Source organism: Furfurilactobacillus cerevisiae (genome assembly GCF_048961765.1).
Lineage (GTDB): Bacteria > Bacillota > Bacilli > Lactobacillales > Lactobacillaceae > Furfurilactobacillus > Furfurilactobacillus milii_A.
Window position 1 is genome coordinate 1,012,406 of the sequence record NZ_CP185253.1, and the last position, 20,442, is coordinate 1,032,847.

The following is a 20,442-nucleotide window of genomic DNA, read 5'->3' on the forward strand; positions in this document are numbered from 1 at the left end:
TCTTTTAGGAGCTGATCTTTTGTCTAGTATAACCTATTCCGAACGAATTAAAATCGAAACCTTTTGTGAACTAGGGCTGTCCAATATCCAAATGGGCGTTCGGATGAACCGATCACCGTCAACAATTTCTTATGAATTATCTCGATGTCAACCTTATCAGGCTGAATTAGCACAAACAGATGCCGAATACAAGCGATCACGATGTGGTCGGAAAACTGAGTTAAAGCAAAAAATTCTCAACCATTTACGTCTAAGCTGGTCACCAGGAATGATTGCTCACGAATTTAAACTAGCTACTAAATCTATTTATAATTGGCTAAATCAGGGGAGAATTGGTTTCTCCTTGAATGATCTACCTGAACATGGCGTACGCCAACGGCGTAACGTTGACCAACGATCCAAATATAATCAATCCTTTGGGGCGATCAATTGAACAGCGTCCCATGATGATTAATCAACGTAATCGCATCGGCGATTTTGAACTAGATACAGTCGTTGGTCCTCGTGGGCATAGTAAGGCAGTTTTATTAACTTTAATCGATCGAAAATCACGGTTCCTTTGGGCATACCGGTTAAAAGATCGGACGACAGCGACTGTTAATGAAGCACTAACTAAGTTCCTAACCACTTTTAATGGTCCGGTGCACAGCTTTACTGTGGACCGTGGCACTGAGTTTAGTGGGCTAGTATCATTTGAATCACAATATGGTATTAAGACCTATTACTGTCATGCTTATACGCCAGCTGAACGTGGTAGTAATGAACGCTTTAATCGGAATTTACGTTATTTTTATCCTAAAAAGTTATTAATCGCGATTAATGATTTATTTGAACCCTGGAAGGTAAACGCGGTTCTGAATGTCTCTTAAAATCTGTCTCAAATATTGACTTCAATCCACTGTTGGCGTAGTACGTCCTGCTCAGCAAACATTGATTCGATATCGCTATCAGATTCAGCTGCTAGATCACCCTTACGCTTAGCTTCTTTTTCAATTTTGACGGCCTCAGCGTACCTAGTTTTGAATGCTGGTATAGATGCTATATTCTTGTTTTCTAACTGTAATTCATAGTCATATTTAGCAAATAGACTAGTTGCTTTTGCAGCTAAATCATAGTTAGGAGATTCCTTATTTACTCTAGCCTTATGCAATGATTCAACTGCTCTTGGTGTCCGTGATTGGTATGCTGTAGCCTGCTTAGCAATTGAATTACGATTAGCTAACCACACGTCGCGAACTGAATTGGTATGGTCGGACTCGTTGGCTAAGTACTTGGCTAAATCGCGAATTTCCTTTTGAAATGCTGGTGGTTCATCGTTGAACAGTTCGTCACCCTGCAAATATGCGTATAGGACAGCACGGTACTCGGCGACTACGCGGTTGAACGCTCTTCCGGCCACTTCATACTCATACTTACGTTGTCGCGCCTTAACCTTACGCGGCGTAACCCATGCGGCTATGCGATCATAGCTGTATGACTCGGTAAAGCTTAAGCCACCTAATAGGTCGGCTGTGCCGTCTAGTATAGCGTTGATACTGTCTTGTTTATGGACCTCAAACTCTATGCGCCAGTAGTCCTTATGCCCCTTCATTAGGGATGCTAACTCTTCGTCGTTCAGCTCACTGTCTAGTGCTTTAGCCTGCTTGTCGTACACGCGTATTAAGTCCACCTTGTTGCTGCGACGTCCAAAGTAATAAGTCTGGTCCTGTATCTCATTCTTGGCGTTCATGCGTGTGCGTACTTTTAGGTATGGCGTTCCGTCCACGTCGATAGGTACCGCCTTAGACCAGCGTTCACTGGTGGCCTTAGTGTTAACACCTATGTCCCAGTCACTCAACCTACTGAATACGTCTATGGCTATGTCAATACGCTTAATTGCCCACGGTGCCACGGTTGTGAGTGGCTGCTCTAGGTAGGACTGTAGACGGCTTAAGATGTAATACAATAGCCCACGTGACGCTTGGTCTACCCAATGATTAGGATTGAACTCGGCTATCAGCATACCACCGTTGAAGCTATAGAATAGCTCCAACGTGGCGCCCTTGTGGAGTTCATACTCAACGTTTATAGCTGATTCATTGATTTTTTTCTTACGGCTTCGTTGATACGCAAAGCTAGATAATTCGCGGAGTAATGCGGCCTGCTTGGCTTCTTTGACGGTACCCTGTAGTTTTATCTTGTCTATCGTCACGGCTCGCGGCGCGAATAGTAATGCTAGGTCTGATTGTGTTGTTGTGTTGATCTGCTTTCCTCCTTCCTTAAATTCCTATGTCAAAATACTAATTAGAATGGTTCATTCATGCAACATCATACAGTAACATGATGCTACGCTCCTGTATTACATAATTTAATTTTCGTTTCTAAATTATCCGCATAAAATCGGCTTATTTATTATTTAAATCATATATAATTCCGTTTGTTAAATTGACAAACAAAGTTCTACATGAAAGCTTTTTCATTGTCAATGCTTTTTCTGAAAAATCTGCAAACAAAAAAACCACCGTCTCCGGTGGCCGATTACTGCAATATTTTAAGTTTTGAAAGAAAATCAGAGCAACACAACTAATTAATTGTACCACGTATTTTTAGAAAACGAAAGCGTTTTTACATTTTATTTTCAGCTTTTTTTGTCTTAGTTTTTGGCTGCGCACTAGCTTTCTTAGCCCGTTGCTCCCGCTGTTCGGCCAGTTTCAACTGGTGATTGACCACCTCGCCGACTAACCTCGGTAAACGCGCGGTTAGTTCGTTCATTTGATTGCTCATACCTTGCAGTTGCTTCTCCAACGTGTCGCGCGTGTGCTCCCAAGCCTTAGCTGCCCAATCATGTTCGCGTTCGATATCAGCGACTTCCTTGGCTTGCTTGGCTTCCAGTGCGGCAACAATCGTTGCATTGCTGGACTTCAATTCATCAACCTTAATTTCGTACTCACGGCGTAAGCTTTCCAGCTCTAGGGCGTGTTTTTGCTCCAGCACCCCGATTTCCGCTTTATGTTCATTGTCTAATTGTATACGAATACGTTCAATTGGTGTTTTAGACACACCTTTGATTGGCTTACCCAGCGTGTGTATTTGATTGTCTGTATATTCTCCGTCTAGCTTAATACCATACTTTTTTGCCCGATTATACACGGTGCTACGGGATGCCTTAATCAGTCGTGCCAACTCCTCAACCGTGTAATAGGTGGTTATCTCTTTATTTTCGGCCATGATCGAAGTTCCTTTCGTGGTTGTATAATGTTTAGTTGAACATATTTACACACAAATAATAGAAATAACAGTTGCTGAAGTCAATAGGTTTTGATTTTATGTATTATTTTATTGTGTATAAATACGTGTAACAAAACACTATACATAAAATAAAAAGCACCAATTAAGATGCTCTAAGCTTACGATTCGATCAAGTCCCGGCGGTGACGCTGAGTAACCAGTGAGCGTAGGCTTCCCCATTAGGAATGGCCCAAATTCGATTATTGCAACCACGTGCTCGGTTTGTGAAGCTGAGCCACCCAATAACATTGCACCTATCACTAAAGTTTCACTAAGTAATTCTCAGCTAGTGGTTTACCGGTAAATTTTCTGGTAGAATTACCCATAGATATTCACTAGTGAAATCACTAGAAAAATCGGTGGTAAAATTAACATCATCGGATTGGATGATTTAAAATCGATGATTCATAATCATTAAAAAATCGCGTTGTGCTGAACTAACCCACCAAGCAGCAGGCACGGGCGGGACGTGCCGTGGGCGTTGCAACAAAAAACGCCCACAGCCACTGGAGATGGTGTGAGCGAAGAATTTATGCACAAAAACAATATACCACTTTGAAGGCAGATTTATGAATGCTTTGGGAACAATCGCCGAGCTGGCGGGTACTGTGCTAATCGTCTACGCGATATGGCAACTTGTAAAAAGGAGAAAGCAAAAGACTAAGAAGACGATGCTGTGGGTGTTTGTCGCCCTTGGCTTCATTCTTGGGATTGGCGGCAACGCGCTCATCGAGAACAGCCCACAACAGAAAGCCGCTGACACCCGCACGGCTGCCAAGAAGGTAGCCGCTAAGAAAGCTTCATCATCATCAAAAAGGGTAGCAAAACAGTCGAGCCTGAAAGTCTCTAGCTCGCGTGCTACGGCTAAGAGCGAGTCGCACGTAAAAACCGCAGCCGCAGCAAGCAGCAAAGCTGCCAAGGAAGCCAGCGCTAAGGCGTCCTCATCTGCTGCAAAAGCTGAGAGCAAAAAGGTGGCAGCAACTCGGTCGGCGAACGAAGAAAAGAACTACCAGCAGTTCCTTAAAGCAGTTGCCAATGTGCCCGCAGCTACTCAAGGCGCAATCACGGCAGCTAACTATAATGAGGACACTGAGACACTCACGCTTGTACTGACTGACGATGCGCTAGGATATACACCAGCTCAACTTAAAGCCGTCACCAAGTCAGCATGGGATGCGGGCCACCGCTTATACGACCAGTACAGTCCAATGCCAGAAAGTAAGACTGGTACCGGCTGGGTTGTTATCCAAGACGGTGCCGGCAATCAGCTTGCAAAATCATCATTCTTTGGTGGCTTCAAGTACACCGGAGAATAACAAAAGCACCCACAGCTGCTGGAGATGGTTTGAATGCTGGATGGTGCGCACGTCTCACAAGATGCTCGCCGACCTATTTGGCCCGACGGTCACCGACTAATCAAGCCCTGATCGACGTTAAAAGCTGGGAAAACATTATATTACTCTGGAGATGTTAAAATGTTCGGTTTAATTGTTATGGCTGTCATTGTATGGGTTGGATGGAGCATTTACCAAGCACACAAGCACAAAGAATGGGTTCAAGAGCAAACAAATAAAGCAATGGAAATAGAAAGTCGTCGTGGAGATGACATAACACATCGAATTGGCCTATCTGTCGCTAATGAAGATCTTCCAAAAATTGGCTACAATCAAGGATTTGATGGGCTTATTTTTCTTTTTTCAGTTAGAGACGGGACTGTCCATTTCTCGTATGAACAGTCTCCTGCCTTACATTTGAAGACAGTTGAATTTCAGGCTCATTATTCTCAGCAAACAAATGGAACAGTATCTGGGCGTTCAGGATCAGCCGCGGTTGGTGGCCTTCTTTTTGGCAACGCAGGTGCTTCAATGGGATCTGCACGGAAACGTAAGGTCAATACAACCACTAAGAATGTTGAGGAGTCTTCGCAAGCACTTTTAACTTTCGTAAGAGCTAATGGTGGTATTCCGTTCACAATTCAATGTACTTTGATAACGGCTGATTATGATTCTCTAGTTAAAGATTTCGTTTGGAAAGATCCAATTAAAGAAAGCCTAGTATCAAAATCAGACATAGATGCTTTATCACAGTTGGGAAAACTCCATGAGTCTGGAATTTTGACTGATGAAGAATTTGCATCAAAGAAATCTCAGATTCTTGCAAAGTAGTTTCTCTTCCCGCGTTTACAATTTAAGTGCAACACATAATTAAATAGACCAAAAAGGCCATGATGACCTATTCTTATAAGCAACCAAGCACATAAGAAAGGCACATCATGACCAACATCAAGCGTACCATCTCTAAGGCTTACCAACAACTATCAAATTTTGATCGCGTTCGCATTGAAACTCTGCTCAATCAGGGATTCTCCCAAGCACGGATTGCCCGCGAACTCAACCGCTCTCGTAGTACTATTTCGCGTGAGATCACTCGTGGCTCCGTTCTACAGCGAATTCCCGGGCATAAGGTAGCGTTGATTTACTTTGCTGATACGGCAGCTTATCTGCACGCTCAGCGGCGGGAGTGGTGTCGCCCCAAGACGATGCTTGAGAAGAACCCCGAGTTCTACGCCGCCTGTGCCGCTGCCATCAAGCAACGTCCACGCGTACACAGTGTGGACAGCTTCGTGCACACCTTCAAACGGGAACACGCAGACGAGGTTGTTCCTTCAACACCAACGGTTTACCGGGATATTGAGGCCGGTAGATTCGAACTACGGACCCACGACTTACCGCGCAAACCCAGCTTGCGAATTAAACGAAGCCATTCCCATACCCGCACCAATAAGACGAAGCTTGGTACCTCGATTGATGAAAGACCCATTGAAGTTCAAGACCGTCGGCAAGGGGGCCATTGGGAAGGAGATTTAGTGAAAGGTAAGCGCGTTGATAGCGAACCTGCGTTGCTGGTTTTGACAGAGCGGATGAGTCGCTTCGAAATCATCATCAAGCTCGCTAACTACAAAGCAAGTACCTGTAAGGTGGGACTTCAGTCCATCATTGATGATTACGGTGCGGAATACTTCACCACCATCACCTTTGATAACGGCAGTGAGTTCGCACAACTGGATTCAGTAGAAGGAACTGATGTCTACTTTGCTCATCCGTACTCACCATGGGAGCGCGGAACAAATGAGAACCAGAACGGCCTTCTACGAGAGTTTATTCCGAAAGGTCGCTCACTCCACCATTACGACATCATTGATATTCAGAGCTTCCAGGACGCACTCAACAGCCGGCCTCGTCGTATCTTGGGCTACCGGAGTGCGGCGGAACTGATGCCGGAACTCTAAGCTGTGTACCACTTATAGGATTGGACTAGAAACTGTTGCACTTAGATTGACAATACGGGAGAATAATAAATAATTTAAAATTAATAATTTATTATTTATTTTGGCAAATTCTATAATTAATCCGAACAGAAATTAAAAAGCCCAAAGTAATCACTTACAATGGTAGTAGCTAATTCCAACCAATATAGGGAGTGATTACTTTGGGTACATCTACTTTATCACGTTTTCAACGTGGCGCACTAGCACAACTGGTCAATGAGGGGAATAAATCTTACCAAGTAATGGCTGACGCCTTAGGCGTCGCCAAAGCTACGATTAGCTATGAGTTGGACCGGGTTAAACCTTATGATCCAGAATTAGCTCAGCAAGATGCAGATCGCAAAAGGCGGAATTGCGGTCGTCGTTCGATGCTGACGGCAGCATTAGCGACTTTAATTACCAATCACTTACGATTAACCTGGTCACCAGAAACCATTGCGGCCGCTTATAACTTGAGCACTGCGTCAATTTATAATTGGCTTAATCGTGGCTGGCTCCCCTTCAAATTGACTGATCTACCCAATCGGAATGTCCGCCAGCACCGAGTGAGCGAAAATCGTGGGAAATTTACAAGTGGGACTTCCATCGAACAACGGCCAACAACTGTTAATCAACGATTAGCTTTTGGTCATTGGGAAGTAGATACGGTGCTTTCTAGTCGAAGTGAGTCACGATCATGTCTGGTTACATTCGTAGAACGTAAGACCCGACTTCTATGGGCCATCAAAGCCCCTAATAGAACGGCTAAGGCTCTAAACACCGCCTTTGGCAAGTTTATGGGGGCCTTCGGTCCCCAAGTAAAATCCATTACTGTTGATCATGGTAAAGAGTTTGCCAATTATCAGGCCTTAGAACAGGATTATCAGATCAAAGTTTATTTTTGCCATCCATATTCACCATGGGAGCGAGGTTCCAATGAATATTTTAATAGACGGTTACGCTGGTTCTTCCCGAAAAAGACCAATTTTAGCCAAGTAACGACTGATGAGATCCTAGCAGCACTTGAACTAATTAATCAACGACCATTAAAAATACATCATCAACAGACTGCCATTGAAAGATTCCGGGCTTGTTCGGATTAAACTTGTAATTTGCCAATACTAATAATTTATAATAATCATTTTCTTGATAGCTGTATATTTAGGAACTGATTAGTTGGTCGAAAGTTGATGCCATGTTACTTTAGGATTAAAGCGTCCAAGGAAGTGATGGCTGTGGATATTAAACATGAACATGCGGTAACCGTTTTTGATGAGTGGCTGACGGTCAAACGAAAGGATCGTCGTCATTTTCGTTTGATTCGCCACTTAGCATACTTAGATGGAATTATGACCGGCGAAGGGGCGGTGCCAGCTGTTGAAGACTTGGCAGCGGCCCAGGCGGTTAGTCAATTGGATAATTCTGAGTTTTTGCAATGTCTCATGAAATTACCTTATCGGCGGCAAGTGTTGACAGGTGATGGCGAAGACGTGTTAGCCTGGTTTGATCATGCCGAAAAAACGGCGCACAGCCATCTATTTAGTAATATTGGATTGTTAATGGAAATTGTCTTGGATGAAGAGGCTGGCCACTCAGTCCAACAATGGGATTCAGCCACAATTGCGACTGCTCACCAGTTAGCTGAATTATCTAACGATCAGCTACTAACAGTAATTAGTCAGTTAGCAAGTGCGAAAAGCCAAGCAAAGTTAGCAGAGAGCCAACGGGCAACTCATCGTCAGCATGTTCACCGTCTTCATTTACACGGCCAGATTGAACCCGCTAATGATCCGCGACAAATTTAATGTCATTGAGTTGGCAAATGTAAAAAAATTTCACTCAGCTGGGCTGTGCTATTAATTATTCGTCGACGATCGATGTGATTGATATCATGGCTCTTTTATATGGATGACGGGGAATGTTCCGTGCACTCGTGAGTTCCTCGCTTTGTGTTAACTGTTAATTCATGGTTATAATAAGTTATTATGTTCAAAAGGGGATGGTCAGAATGAATCAGAAGGCGAAACGCGCAACTGTTGCTGTTTGGTTGCTGATGATCTTGTGTGTGATTTTATTGACGATTTGGCCGGCCATTCACTACATTACAGTCGCTAGTTTATGGCGGTGGTGGTTAGCTGTCGCAGTTTACAGCGTGGCCTTTGGCATTGGCTGGTACAAACGAAACCAACGTATTGGTCGCTTCATTTTATCGATTACGGTAGCTTTAGCCGTGGTATTCGGACTATTTGTGCTACTGGTGGCACTTTTCGCTGAAGCGGGGTTAGTCCGGTATTTTGTTGGTCTCATTGCACTACTTGAAATTATTGCCGGTATTGTCTGGTATTCAGTTGTGTACGAACGCCGTAACCGACTGAAAAATCGCCATTGGGATGCTTAATTTCTATGCCCCAATGACCAGCCGTTGGGGGAGAGATTGTGGAAACACGTAATGGACATATTTTAACGGGAATCTTGCTAGCCAGTGGCGGTTCAATGCTGTGGGGTGTCTCAGGTGTGATCGCCCAAACGTTGTTTGAAAATAACGTCGTTACCCCTGCATGGCTGACGACGATTCGAATGACACTGGCTGGCCTTTTGCTTCTGCTATTCAACGTTATTCGGCACCAAGATATTTTTGCTGTTTGGCGGTCATGGAAGACGGCTGGACAACAAATTATTTTTGGATTGGTGGGATTAATTCCTATCCAATACTTTTATTTTTTAGCGGTCCATTATGGCAATGCTGCGATTGCAACTATCTTGCAGTTCTTAGGGCCAATTGTAATCACGGTGTATTACGTGATTTTTCATCACCAATTACCATCACGTTCAGAAACTATTGGGATGGTGTTGGCATTGCTAGGCGCTTTTTTTGTCGTTACTCATGGTCACATTACGCATTTAGCCGTTTCACCAGCATTATTGTTCTGGGGGCTCATGTCGGCGGTTGCTGTGGCGACCAGTACACTATTGCCGCGGCCACTGTTACCGACGTTTGGCTCGGTCAACGTAAATGGCTGGGGCTTATTGATTGGTGGGTTCGCCATGAACTTTATTCAACCAATGTGGGTTGGTGTGCCGACACTGACACCGAAGACGGTTTTATCGATTGGCGCTGTCGTACTATTTGGTACATTGATTGCGTTTGTCATGTATTCAGTCAGTTTGCTATACATCACTCCGACAACAGCAAGCTTAATGGATGCCTTTGAACCGCTGGCAGCGACGGTCATTTCAATTTTAGTCCTGCACACGGTCTTTACTTGGGCTGATGCACTTGGCGGTGGATTGATTATTCTAGCAGTGGTGATGCTCTCTATCAGTTACCGTGCGCCTAAGCGTGATGAGGAATAAACGCTCAATCATATATACAAATTCAAATAAACACGTCAATGGATTCTCAAAGAGAGTCCATTGACGTGTTTTGACGTTACCTGTTGAATAACAGGATGTATCAGGATTATTGCTCAACTGGATGATCAAATGTATCTGACGCGTTCCACGGGAAATCGGTATTAGAAGGATGATGATTTTCGTTCAAAACGGCATTAGTGCACTGGAGCAGTTGTTGCTGCAGGGCAAGATCCCATGGTCTAGCGGTAAAGGCCTGTTGAGCAACGGCCCAATAAGCCAGTCGATTGGTGACGGGCAAAATGTCTTGGACAATATCAATTTGCACATGCTTATGTTTAGTTTTGAGAGCAATGATGCGTTGATAATCAGTAATGAGGTAAAAGGCGCCGTGTTGCTGATCGCGTAGATGGATGATGATAAATCGCTGTTGCAGATTTTGTGTCCGCAATTCCTGCTTTAAAGCGGCAAGCTGGGAAACAGATAGCTGTTGCATTTGATCACCTTCATTTCACCTATATTCTAACGCGTTTAGTTGTGATATAGGTAACAAACTTATAATATCGTAAAATAAAAAATTGGATTGAAGCCACTGATACCAGCAATTAATGAAAATAACTTTCAAAAAGTGAGGTTCACAAGCCTGAAAACGCCGCCACTACGCGGTTTTTAATGCTATACTAATGATGTAGTTTAAATATACATGGAGGTGTCTGCATTGAAAATTATTGCTTACGGCATTCGCGATGACGAACGTCCATATGTAGAAGAATGGTCCAAGGATCAAAATATTGAGGTTAAAATCGTTAAGGATCTGTTGACTGACGACACAGTTGATCAGGCAAAAGGCTTTGACGGGGCAGTTGTTTACCAACAAAAGCCTTACACAGCCTCAGTTTTGGATCGTTTGGCAGAATTGGGAGTTAAGAACCTGTCATTACGTAACGTCGGTGTTGATAACGTTGACGCTGATGCTGTTAAACGTAACGACATCAAGGTTACCAACGTTCCTGCCTATTCACCAGCAGCAATTGCTGAATTTACGGTTACTGAATTGATGCGGTTACTTCGTCACACGACCCAGTACGAGCACCGTCAGGCCAAAGGTGACTTGAAGTGGGCTCCAGATATTGCAACTGAATTAAACAGCTTAACGGTTGGTGTTATTGCTACTGGTCGGATTGGCCGCGCTGCCATCCAAATCTACCGTGGTTTTGGTGCTAAAATCGTTGCCTACGATGTTTTCCACAATCCTGAATTGGAAAAGGAAGGCATCTACGTTGATTCCTTGGATGAATTATACAAGCAAGCAGATGTTATTTCCCTTCATGCTCCTGCAACGAAGGAAAACATGCACATGTTAAATGCTGACGCCTTTAACAAGATGAAGGATGGTGTCTACATCTTGAACCCTGCCCGTGGTGATCTGGTTGATACTGATGACTTGATCAAGGCTTTGGACAGTGGCAAAGTTGCTGGTGCTGCACTTGATGTTTACGAAAACGAAGTTGGTATTTTCAACACAGACTTCGGTAGCTTTGATGCTATTCCTGACGATCGTTTGAAGAACTTGATGAAACGCGAAAATGTTTTGGTAAGTCCTCACATCGCTTTCTATACCACCACTGCTGTTCGGAACATGGTTCAATTTGCTTTGAACAACAACAAACAATTGATTGAAACTGGTAAGGCTGACAACGTAGTGGCCTTTAACTAGATAATGAGTCTGATGTTTTATTAGACGACAGAAACATAGGCAACACGCTCAATAATAAATTGGGCGTGTTGTTTTTTGACTTTGCTAACAATCGTTAAAAGATGAATGTTGCAGCAAACCTTTCATTAAAGTCATGTAATTGTTCACTGTTTTAGTCTGCAAGAGGATAATAGTCTTGATAGATCGAGTCTGCTGTTGTGGGACTGTGGGTAAGAATCGATACAGTATGGAAGACAAGGAGTCATTGTGATGGATTTTAGTCAGCAAGTTTATCAGCAAAATCAAACGGTGTGGCAGGAAAGCATCCATCATCCGTTTATAAAAAAAATAAGCGACGGCAGCATGACGTTGCCAACATTTCGTTATTATTTAATTCAGGATCATTATTATTTACGTGACTTTGCTCGAATTCATGAATTGGCAGCGGATGCAAGTCAGGACCAGGCAGTCAAGACGTTATTGCAGGAGTTGGCGAATAGTCTGCACGATGGTGAAATCGCGACGCGCAAAACGTTCTTTAAAGAATTAGGCATCTCTCAACAAGATGTGATCAATACACCAATTGCGCCGACGACATATGCTTACACGTCACATATGTATCGGACACTAACACAGGCTGGTGCACCGGCAGCTATTGCCGGATTGTTGTCATGTGCGTGGCTATATGCAGATGTTGGTGCGTCACTACAAGGAGTCACCTCGCCAGTCCCGATTTTTCAAGCGTGGATTGACAGTTATCAGTCTGATGACTATACGGGACCAGTATCGAAGCAAATTAAATTAACAGATCAAGTTGCCCGTCAAACAGATGCAACGGGTCGTGATGCAATGGCCAAAGCTTTTTCACGGAGTGCCTATTATGAACGTGATTTTTGGCAGATGGCTTTGGATCACCAAGATTGGCAATAAGGTTTAATGTGGCGCGCTGACGTTGCTACTAGTGAACTAAAAAACTTTTTAATTGCAATCGTCGTCAATCTTCGTATAATATAGTCAATATTAGTCAAAGATTGGGGTGAGCGATGATGGAAGGACCAACAAATATTTCGGATGTCATCGAAAAGTATCTGAAGGGAATCCTGGAGGATGCTGAGCAGGTAGAAATTAGACGTTCGGATATTGCCGACCAGTTTAACGTCGTTCCTTCTCAGATTAACTACGTCATTAAGACACGGTTTACCATTCAAAATGGTTATATCGTTGAAAGTAAACGTGGTGGCGGTGGTTATATTCGTATTGAAAAGGTCAACTTACTGGCTGACGCCGATGTGTTGGATAATTTACTGAACGATGTGGTTGGTGATTCAATCAATCAACATGATGCATATGCTATAGTTAATTCCCTATTTAATGATGGGGTGTTAAAGGAACGTGAAGCCAACATTATTCTTTCGGCAATCGATAAAGATACACTCAATGTTGCCGACCGCGAAGTTGAAAATACATTGCGCGCCCGGATTCTAATCGGCGTGCTCAACCGCCTTCGTTTTGAAGACTAATGCTTATTAATATTGATTTAACGACGATTTGCAGGGGTTAATTAAGGCCTGCATTAATGAAAGGCAGGACAGAAGATGGACAATTTATTCACACCTAGTGCTAAAGATGTATTGGTATTAGCACAGGAACAAGCGAAGTATTTTAAACACCAAGCTGTGGGTACTGAACACTTATTGCTGGCCCTGACCATTGAACAAAATGGGATTGCTAACAAAGTCCTGCAGCAATTTAGCGTGACAGAAGAGGACGTCCGTGAAGAAATCGAACGGTTTACTGGTTACGGTACGCTGACGAACGCTGACAAGGATACGTATTTACCATATTCTCCGAAGGCCAAGGACATTTTGACATTGGCCGGGGATGAAGCAAAACGTTTGGGTTCCACTAAAATTGGGACTGAACATTTACTCTTAGCATTGTTGTCTGATGAGAGTATCCTATCATCGCGTATTCTGATGACACTAAATCTTGATTTAGCACAAACACGTAAAGTGATTTTGCGTAAGCTAGGTGTCGCTGACACACCGCGCCGGCGTCAACAGATGGCAAAAGCTAATAACAACGCAAATAAGCAAGAAGGCACACCAACGCTTGATTCATTAGCGCGTGACTTGACGGCCTTAGCTGCTGACAAGCAAATGGATCCGGTGGTTGGTCGTGCAAAAGAGGTCAAACGGGTGATCCAAATTCTCAGTCGTCGGACCAAGAATAACCCAGTTTTGATTGGTGAACCTGGGGTTGGTAAAACAGCGATTGCTGAAGGATTAGCCCAGAAAATCGTTGCTGGTGATGTGCCTGACGATTTGGCCGACAAACGGTTGATGATGTTGGACATGGGATCACTGGTTGCTGGAACTAAATATCGTGGTGAATTTGAAGACCGTTTGAAGAAGGTCATTGAAGAAATTTACAACGATGGTCATGTTGTGCTGTTCATTGATGAATTGCACACGTTGATTGGCGCCGGTGGTGCTGAAGGTGCGATTGATGCTTCCAACATCTTAAAGCCAGCGTTGGCTCGTGGTGAACTTCAAACCATTGGGGCGACTACGCTAAACGAATACCAAAAGTATATTGAGTCAGATGCTGCTCTGGAACGTCGGTTTGCCACCGTTCAGGTTGACGAACCAACGGAAGATGAAGCAACGGAAATCTTAAAGGGTTTGAAGAGCCGTTATGAGGAACATCACCAAGTTGAAATCACTGATGATGCAGTTGAAGCAGCGGTTAAGCTGTCCTCTCGGTACATTACGGAACGCTTCCTACCTGATAAGGCAATTGATTTGATGGATGAAGCAGCAGCTAAAGTTCGCATTGATGCGTCTGGTCACAAGACCAAGTTGGCTAAACAGGAAGACAAGTTGGACGACTTGCGTCAACAGAAGGAAGCCGCGATTGAAAACCAAGATTTCGATGGTGCTGCCGCATTGCGTGAAAAGGAAATGGCCTTGCGCAAACGTGTCGACAAGATGATGGACGATCAAGATAACGAAGAGTTGTCCGGTCAGCCGCATTATGAACTAAAAGTCGGCGAAGAAGATGTGGCTGAAGTTGTTTCTGAGTGGACTGGTGTTCCATTAACGCAGTTGCAGAAGAATGAAGAAGCGCGTTTGCTGAACCTTGAAAAGGTGCTTCACAAACGTGTGGTTGGTCAGGACGAGGCTATTTCAGCCGTTTCCCGTGCCATTCGTCGTGCTCGTTCCGGTTTGAAAGATCCTAACCGTCCAATTGGTTCGTTCATGTTCCTTGGACCAACTGGGGTCGGGAAGACGGAACTCGCCAAAGCGTTAGCTGAAGCGATGTTCGGTTCAGAAGATAACATGATTCGTGTGGATATGTCTGAATATCAAGAACGCTTTAGCTCAAGTCGTTTGATCGGTGCTGCGCCTGGTTACGTTGGTTATGATGAAGGTGGTCAATTGACCGAACAAGTTCGTAACAAACCGTACTCAGTTGTCCTCTTGGATGAAGCTGAAAAGGCTGATACTGAAGTCTTTAACTTGTTGTTACAAGTTCTTGATGACGGTTTCTTAACCGATTCTAAGGGCCGCAAGGTTGACTTCCGTAACACGATTTTGATCATGACCTCTAACTTGGGTGCCACAGCTGTTCGTGACGATAAAGAAGTTGGTTTCGGTGCAACTAGCGCGACAGACAACTACGCCGCAATGTCAGACAAGATTCGACAAGCCCTGCGTCAAACGTTCCGTCCAGAATTTCTGAACCGAATTGATGAAACAGTGGTCTTCCACTCATTGACGAAGCCAGAATTACACGAAATCGTGAAGATTATGGCTGGCAATGTGTTGGCACGAATCGCTGAACAGGGCATTAAAGTTAAAATTACGCCAGCTGCCATTGATGTCGTTGCAGATGCTGGCTTTGATCCTGAGTATGGTGCTCGTCCAATTCGACGCGCATTACAGACTCAGGTTGAAGATCAGCTGAGTGAGGCATTGATTGCTGGTCAAATAAAGACAAATGCTGCTGTTACAGTTGGTGCTAAGGCTGGTAAGATTACGGTTACAACTAAGGAACAACCTGTCAAGAAACCGGCAGTTGGTTCTAAGTAGTCTTGGTTGCTAATTAATAATTGCTAGTGAGCAGTTATTGAACCATTTTAAAAACGTTTGTCGAGTTGGAAAACTCGATAAACGTTTTTGTGTTCTAAACGCGTCTGTAAAAATTGCATTTTATGCGGAGAACAGGCACACTGGTGGAGATTAGGGAAAGACGAAGCCGTGCGTAGATGTTGACGAACGGCTCGATGAGGTGAAAATATGAGTCGTGAGGCGCAGTTGGCTGCCACTCGAGAAAAAATCTTGGAGGCAGCTCGCAAACAATTTTTAATAAAGGGCTATGCGGACACATCCACGCGTGACATTGCGACAGCAGCAGGCATTACCCAACCGGCACTGTACCATCACTTTGCCGACAAAGAATTGATTTTTGTGCAGGTGATCGAAACTGTTGGTGGTGAGTTAGCAGCAAACATGAATCAAATTTTAGATGCTAACAAAGGGGATGGGCTTGAAATCCTGACAGATATGTCAGCCGCAATGGTCGCCATTCATCCACGTGATGCGTTTAGCTTGATTCATGGTAGCTTTCAATATCTGCGTCCTGAGAATCAGGCTCAGCTTGGCAGATTGTTTGCACAGGATTATTTGCAACCCATCATCCGCTTTTTTAAGTCTGATAAAGTGGTTTTACGTGACGGGGTTGATCCGGCAACGGCAGCTAATTTTTACCTCACCAGTTTGGCACCACTGTTTGCTAAGTTTCACCAACTGGGTGGTGCAAATTTGAGTCAGCGTGAGCACATTCAAGTGCTGCTACGCCTGATTTTGTTTGGTGTGGCAGAGAAATAAAAGTTGAGCGTTTCTCGTTGACACATTTAGCAAAACCGAGTATATTATCAATCGTATATCACTGTGAATAAAAATCGTCTTGGCGATCTATTGTCCGTCAAGGCCTTTATAGAGAAGCAAAAGCAGCTTTCATTTAAACTTTAAAAGAAATGGTGCTTTTGCCTTTTTTATGCCCAAAAACAGGGTTGTAGGTCATTTGTAATGAAACTGTAACACTAAAATGAGGACTTATTCACTGGAAAATCATTTCGAAGGAGTGAAGAACTTGGCAGGGCATTTAGTTAAATACGGCAAACACCGTACCCGCAGAAGTTACGCACGAATCAAGGAAGTTCTTGATTTACCGAACCTGATTGAAATCCAAACGGACTCTTATCAATGGTTCCTGGACGAAGGCTTGCGTGACATGTTCGACGACATCATGCCAATCGATGATTTCCAAGGAAACTTATCATTGGAATTCGTTGACTACCAGTTACTCGAACCAAAGTACACCGTGGATGAAGCACGTGAACACGATGCCAACTATTCTGCACCACTGCACGTTACTTTACGTTTGACCAACCACGAAACTGGTGAAATCAAGAGTCAAGACGTGTTCTTTGGTGACTTCCCACTGATGACTGATCAGGGGACGTTCATTATCAATGGTGCTGAACGGGTTATCGTTTCTCAATTGGTTCGTTCCCCTGGTGTGTACTACACGGAAGACGAAGACAAGAATGGTCGTGAAGTTTACGGCGCAACTGTCATTCCTAACCGCGGTGCTTGGTTGGAATACGAAACCGATGCTAAAGAAATCTCTTACGTTCGGATTGACCGGACTCGTAAGATTCCAATGACCGAATTAGTTCGTGCTTTGGGTTATGGTTCTGACGACGAGATCATCTCAATCTTGGGTGATAGCGACGGCATCATGTCGACCTTGGAAAAGGATATTCACAAGAATTCCGATGACTCACGTGTCGAAGAATCCTTGAAGGATATTTACGAACGGTTACGGCCTGGTGAACCTAAGACAGCTGACTCTTCACGGAGCCTGTTGACGGCGCGCTTCTTCGATCCAAAACGTTACGACACTGCACCAGTTGGTCGTTACAAATTAAACAAGAAGTTAGACTTACACACCCGTTTGTTAGGTTTGACGTTAGCGGAAACGTTGGCTGATCCTGACTCAGGTGAAATCATTGCTGAAAAGGGTACTGTGATCGACAAGACCGTTATGGCTAAGTTGGCACCATATCTGGATCAGGAAGACTTTAAGTCGGTAACGTTCACACCTTCTGATGAAGCCGTTGTGACGGAACCAATGAATGTTCAAATGATCAAGGTCTTCTCTAAGAAAGATCCTGAACAAGTTGTGAACATGATTGGTAACGGTCATATCGACTTAAAGAACCACACCATTCAACCTGCTGACATCATTGCTTCCATCAATTACTTCTTCAACTTGCAAGAAGGTATTGGTTCAACTGATGATATCGATCACTTGGGTAACCGTCGGATTCGTTCTGTGGGTGAATTACTGCAGAACCAATTCCGGATTGGTTTATCACGGATGGAACGTGTTGTTCGTGAACGGATGTCCATTCAGGACTCCGCCACAGTAACGCCACAACAATTAATCAACATTCGTCCAGTTGTTGCTTCAATCAAAGAATTCTTCGGTAGTTCACAACTGTCACAATTCATGGATCAGACGAACCCACTTGGTGAATTAACGCATAAGCGTCGTCTGTCTGCTCTTGGACCTGGTGGTTTGACGCGTGACCGTGCCGGATATGAAGTCCGGGATGTTCACTACACCCACTATGGTCGGATGTGTCCAATTGAAACGCCTGAAGGACCAAACATTGGGTTGATCAACTCATTGTCTAGTTATGCGAAGGTTAACCGTTATGGCTTTATTGAAACACCATACCGTCGTGTTTCATGGGATAACCACAAGGTTACTGACCGAATCGACTACTTAACTGCCGACGAAGAAGATAACTTTGTTATTGCCCAGGCCAACTCACCATTGAATGACGATGGTTCATTTGTTGATGACACAGTTTTGGCTCGTTCAAAAGATGAAAACATTGAAACTTCCATCGACAACGTCGACTACATGGACGTTTCGCCTAAGCAAGTAGTTGCCGTTGCGACCGCATGTATTCCATTCTTGGAAAACGATGACTCTAACCGTGCTCTGATGGGTGCCAACATGCAACGTCAGGCTGTTCCTTTGTTGGATCCTCATGCACCACTTGTTGGTACTGGGATTGAATATAAGGCTGCCCATGACTCTGGTGTTGCTTTAATCAGTAAGGCTGCCGGAACTGTTGAATTCGTTGATGCTACGCAGATTCGCGTTCGTCGTGAAGACAGTACTTTGGACACGTACAAGTTAATGAAGTTCCGTCGTTCAAACGGTGGTAAGAACTACAACCAACGTCCAATCGTTAAGGTTGGCGACAAGGTTGATGCCGATGAAATTTTGGCTGATGGTCCTTCCATGGAAGGTGGGGAACTTGCCCTTGGACAAAACCCATTGATCGCCTTCATGACTTGGAATGGTTACAACTTCGAAGATGCCATTGCGATTTCCGAACGGTTGGTTAAGGATGATGTTTACACTTCGATTCATATTGAAGAATACGAATCAGAAGCACGTGATACCAAACTTGGACCGGAAGAAATGACCCGTGAAATTCCTAACGTTGGTGAAGATTCCTTGAAGGATCTTGACGAACAAGGAATTATCCGGATTGGTGCTGAAGTTCATGATGGTGACATTTTGGTTGGTAAGGTTACGCCTAAGGGTGTGACAGAATTATCTGCTGAAGAACGTTTGCTACATGCTATCTTTGGTGAAAAAGCCCGTGAAGTTCGTGATACTTCACTCCATGTTCCGCATGGTGGTAGCGGTATTATCCAGGACGTTAAGATCTTCACTCGTGAAAACGGGGATGAATTATCACCTGGTGTTAATATGATGGTTCGTGTCTACATCGCCCAGAAACGTAAGATTCAGGTCGGTGACAAGATGTCCGGTCGTCATGGTAACAAGGGGACTGTTTCAATTGTTATTCCTGAAGAGGACATGCCTTACATGCCTGATGGAACACCAATTGACATTATGCTTTCACCAATGGGTGTGCCTTCCCGTATGAACATTGGTCAAGTGCTGGAACTGCATTTGGGAATGGCTGCTCGTAAATTAGGTATCCACGTTGCTACGCCTGTCTTCGATGGTGCGCAGGATAAGGATATCTGGGATGCCGTTCAAGAAGCTGGTATGCCAGCTGATGCCAAGTACGTTCTGTACGATGGCCGTACTGGTGAACCATTCGACAACAGAATTGCCGTTGGTGTTATGCACTACTTGAAGTTGGCCCACATGGTCGACGACAAGATTCACGCACGTTCCATCGGACCTTACTCACTGGTTACGCAACAGCCACTTGGTGGTAAAGCGCAATTTGGTGGTCAGCGTTTCGGTGAAATGGAAGTTTGGGCTTTGGAAGCTTACGGTGCTGCTTACACGTTGCAAGAAATCCTGACCTACAAGTCAGATGACGTGGTTGGCCGTGTTAAGACTTATGAAGCCATCGTTAAGGGCGATCCAATTCCGAAGCCTGGTGTTCCTGAATCCTTCCGTGTGTTGGTCAAGGAATTACAAGCGCTTGGTTTGGACATGAAGGTTCTTGACAATAACAAACAAGAAATTGAACTGCGTGACATGGACGATGATGAAGATGACGTTGTGAATGTTGATGCATTGAGTAAGTACGCTGCTGAACATCCGGTTGACGACAAGTCAGACGATGCTAGTGCAAACACGAACTCAGCTTCAGCTCCTGCACAGCCAGCAACTACACCGGCTAATGAGTCAGGAAACACCACAAACGAGTAGTGTGAACCGTCACCATTGAAACTAATAAGGA

The 20,442-nt window shown here is 44.2% G+C and carries 16 protein-coding genes and 1 pseudogene; 14 read left to right on the forward strand and 3 right to left on the reverse strand.

The genetic code is table 11. The features are described 5' to 3' along the window. Nucleotides 1–19: 19 nt before the first annotated feature. Nucleotides 20–800, forward strand: a pseudogene (locus tag ABUE36_RS04780) (IS30 family transposase); the annotation flags it as partial. A 77-nt stretch (nucleotides 801–877) separates the two neighbouring features. On the opposite strand, the gene ABUE36_RS04785 reads toward ABUE36_RS04780, so the two are convergent. Continuing rightward, nucleotides 878–1,669, reverse strand: a complete 792-nt coding sequence (locus tag ABUE36_RS04785) for a hypothetical protein (RefSeq protein WP_421017248.1) — start codon at nucleotides 1,667–1,669, stop codon at nucleotides 878–880. Nucleotides 1,670–2,604: 935 nt separating this feature from the next. Beyond that, the gene (locus ABUE36_RS04790; protein WP_421017249.1) at nucleotides 2,605–3,207 is read right to left on the reverse strand and encodes a hypothetical protein; all 603 of its coding nucleotides are present in this window, start codon (nucleotides 3,205–3,207) and stop codon (nucleotides 2,605–2,607) included. A 629-nt stretch (nucleotides 3,208–3,836) separates the two neighbouring features. Between ABUE36_RS04790 and ABUE36_RS04795 the strand changes: the two genes are divergently transcribed. The 7 genes from ABUE36_RS04795 (at nucleotide 3,837) to ABUE36_RS04825 (ending at nucleotide 9,928) form a co-directional block, all read left to right on the forward strand. Beyond that, complete coding sequence (locus ABUE36_RS04795; protein ID WP_421017250.1) at nucleotides 3,837–4,583, forward strand: hypothetical protein; 747 nt, start codon at nucleotides 3,837–3,839, stop codon at nucleotides 4,581–4,583. A gap of 159 nt (nucleotides 4,584–4,742) precedes the next feature. Continuing rightward, nucleotides 4,743–5,432: an SHOCT domain-containing protein gene (locus ABUE36_RS04800; protein WP_421017251.1), complete on the forward strand. Its 690-nt coding sequence runs from the start codon at nucleotides 4,743–4,745 to the stop codon at nucleotides 5,430–5,432. Nucleotides 5,433–5,539: 107 nt separating this feature from the next. Continuing rightward, nucleotides 5,540–6,556, forward strand: a complete 1,017-nt coding sequence (locus ABUE36_RS04805) for an IS30 family transposase (protein ID WP_054644560.1) — start codon at nucleotides 5,540–5,542, stop codon at nucleotides 6,554–6,556. A gap of 200 nt (nucleotides 6,557–6,756) precedes the next feature. Continuing rightward, a complete protein-coding gene (locus tag ABUE36_RS04810; protein WP_011373852.1) occupies nucleotides 6,757–7,677 on the forward strand; it encodes an IS30-like element ISLsa1 family transposase in 921 nt (306 codons plus the stop codon). Nucleotides 7,678–7,809: 132 nt separating this feature from the next. Then, a complete protein-coding gene (locus tag ABUE36_RS04815; RefSeq protein ID WP_161001032.1) occupies nucleotides 7,810–8,379 on the forward strand; it encodes a hypothetical protein in 570 nt (189 codons plus the stop codon). Nucleotides 8,380–8,582: 203 nt separating this feature from the next. Beyond that, a complete protein-coding gene (locus ABUE36_RS04820) occupies nucleotides 8,583–8,972 on the forward strand; it encodes a hypothetical protein (protein WP_161001033.1) in 390 nt (129 codons plus the stop codon). A 38-nt stretch (nucleotides 8,973–9,010) separates the two neighbouring features. Further along, nucleotides 9,011–9,928 (forward strand): DMT family transporter, encoded by a 918-nt coding sequence (locus ABUE36_RS04825; RefSeq protein WP_421017252.1) that lies wholly within the window; start codon nucleotides 9,011–9,013, stop codon nucleotides 9,926–9,928. Between the two features lie 106 nt (nucleotides 9,929–10,034). On the opposite strand, the gene ABUE36_RS04830 is transcribed toward ABUE36_RS04825, so the two are convergent. Beyond that, entirely contained in the window at nucleotides 10,035–10,421 is a 387-nt protein-coding gene (locus ABUE36_RS04830; protein ID WP_161001035.1) for a hypothetical protein, read from the reverse strand. 222 nt (nucleotides 10,422–10,643) lie between these two features. Here ABUE36_RS04830 and ABUE36_RS04835 point away from each other — a divergent pair, with 222 nt between their 5' ends. From ABUE36_RS04835 to ABUE36_RS04860, 6 genes are all read left to right on the forward strand, one after another. Continuing rightward, nucleotides 10,644–11,642 (forward strand): D-2-hydroxyacid dehydrogenase, encoded by a 999-nt coding sequence (locus tag ABUE36_RS04835; protein ID WP_178913843.1) that lies wholly within the window; start codon nucleotides 10,644–10,646, stop codon nucleotides 11,640–11,642. Nucleotides 11,643–11,891: 249 nt separating this feature from the next. Continuing rightward, entirely contained in the window at nucleotides 11,892–12,551 is a 660-nt protein-coding gene (gene tenA, locus ABUE36_RS04840) for a thiaminase II (protein ID WP_421017253.1), read from the forward strand. Nucleotides 12,552–12,667: 116 nt separating this feature from the next. Beyond that, the gene (locus tag ABUE36_RS04845; RefSeq protein ID WP_017262637.1) at nucleotides 12,668–13,141 is read left to right on the forward strand and encodes a CtsR family transcriptional regulator; all 474 of its coding nucleotides are present in this window, start codon (nucleotides 12,668–12,670) and stop codon (nucleotides 13,139–13,141) included. Between the two features lie 75 nt (nucleotides 13,142–13,216). After that, complete coding sequence (locus tag ABUE36_RS04850; protein ID WP_421017254.1) at nucleotides 13,217–15,715, forward strand: ATP-dependent Clp protease ATP-binding subunit; 2,499 nt, start codon at nucleotides 13,217–13,219, stop codon at nucleotides 15,713–15,715. Nucleotides 15,716–15,922: 207 nt separating this feature from the next. After that, on the forward strand, nucleotides 15,923–16,513 hold the full coding sequence (locus ABUE36_RS04855; protein ID WP_161001039.1) for a TetR/AcrR family transcriptional regulator: 591 nt from the start codon (nucleotides 15,923–15,925) through the stop codon (nucleotides 16,511–16,513). Between the two features lie 265 nt (nucleotides 16,514–16,778). Then, on the forward strand, nucleotides 16,779–20,411 hold the full coding sequence (locus ABUE36_RS04860) for a DNA-directed RNA polymerase subunit beta (RefSeq protein WP_421017255.1): 3,633 nt from the start codon (nucleotides 16,779–16,781) through the stop codon (nucleotides 20,409–20,411). The last annotated feature ends 31 nt before the right edge of the window (nucleotides 20,412–20,442 follow it).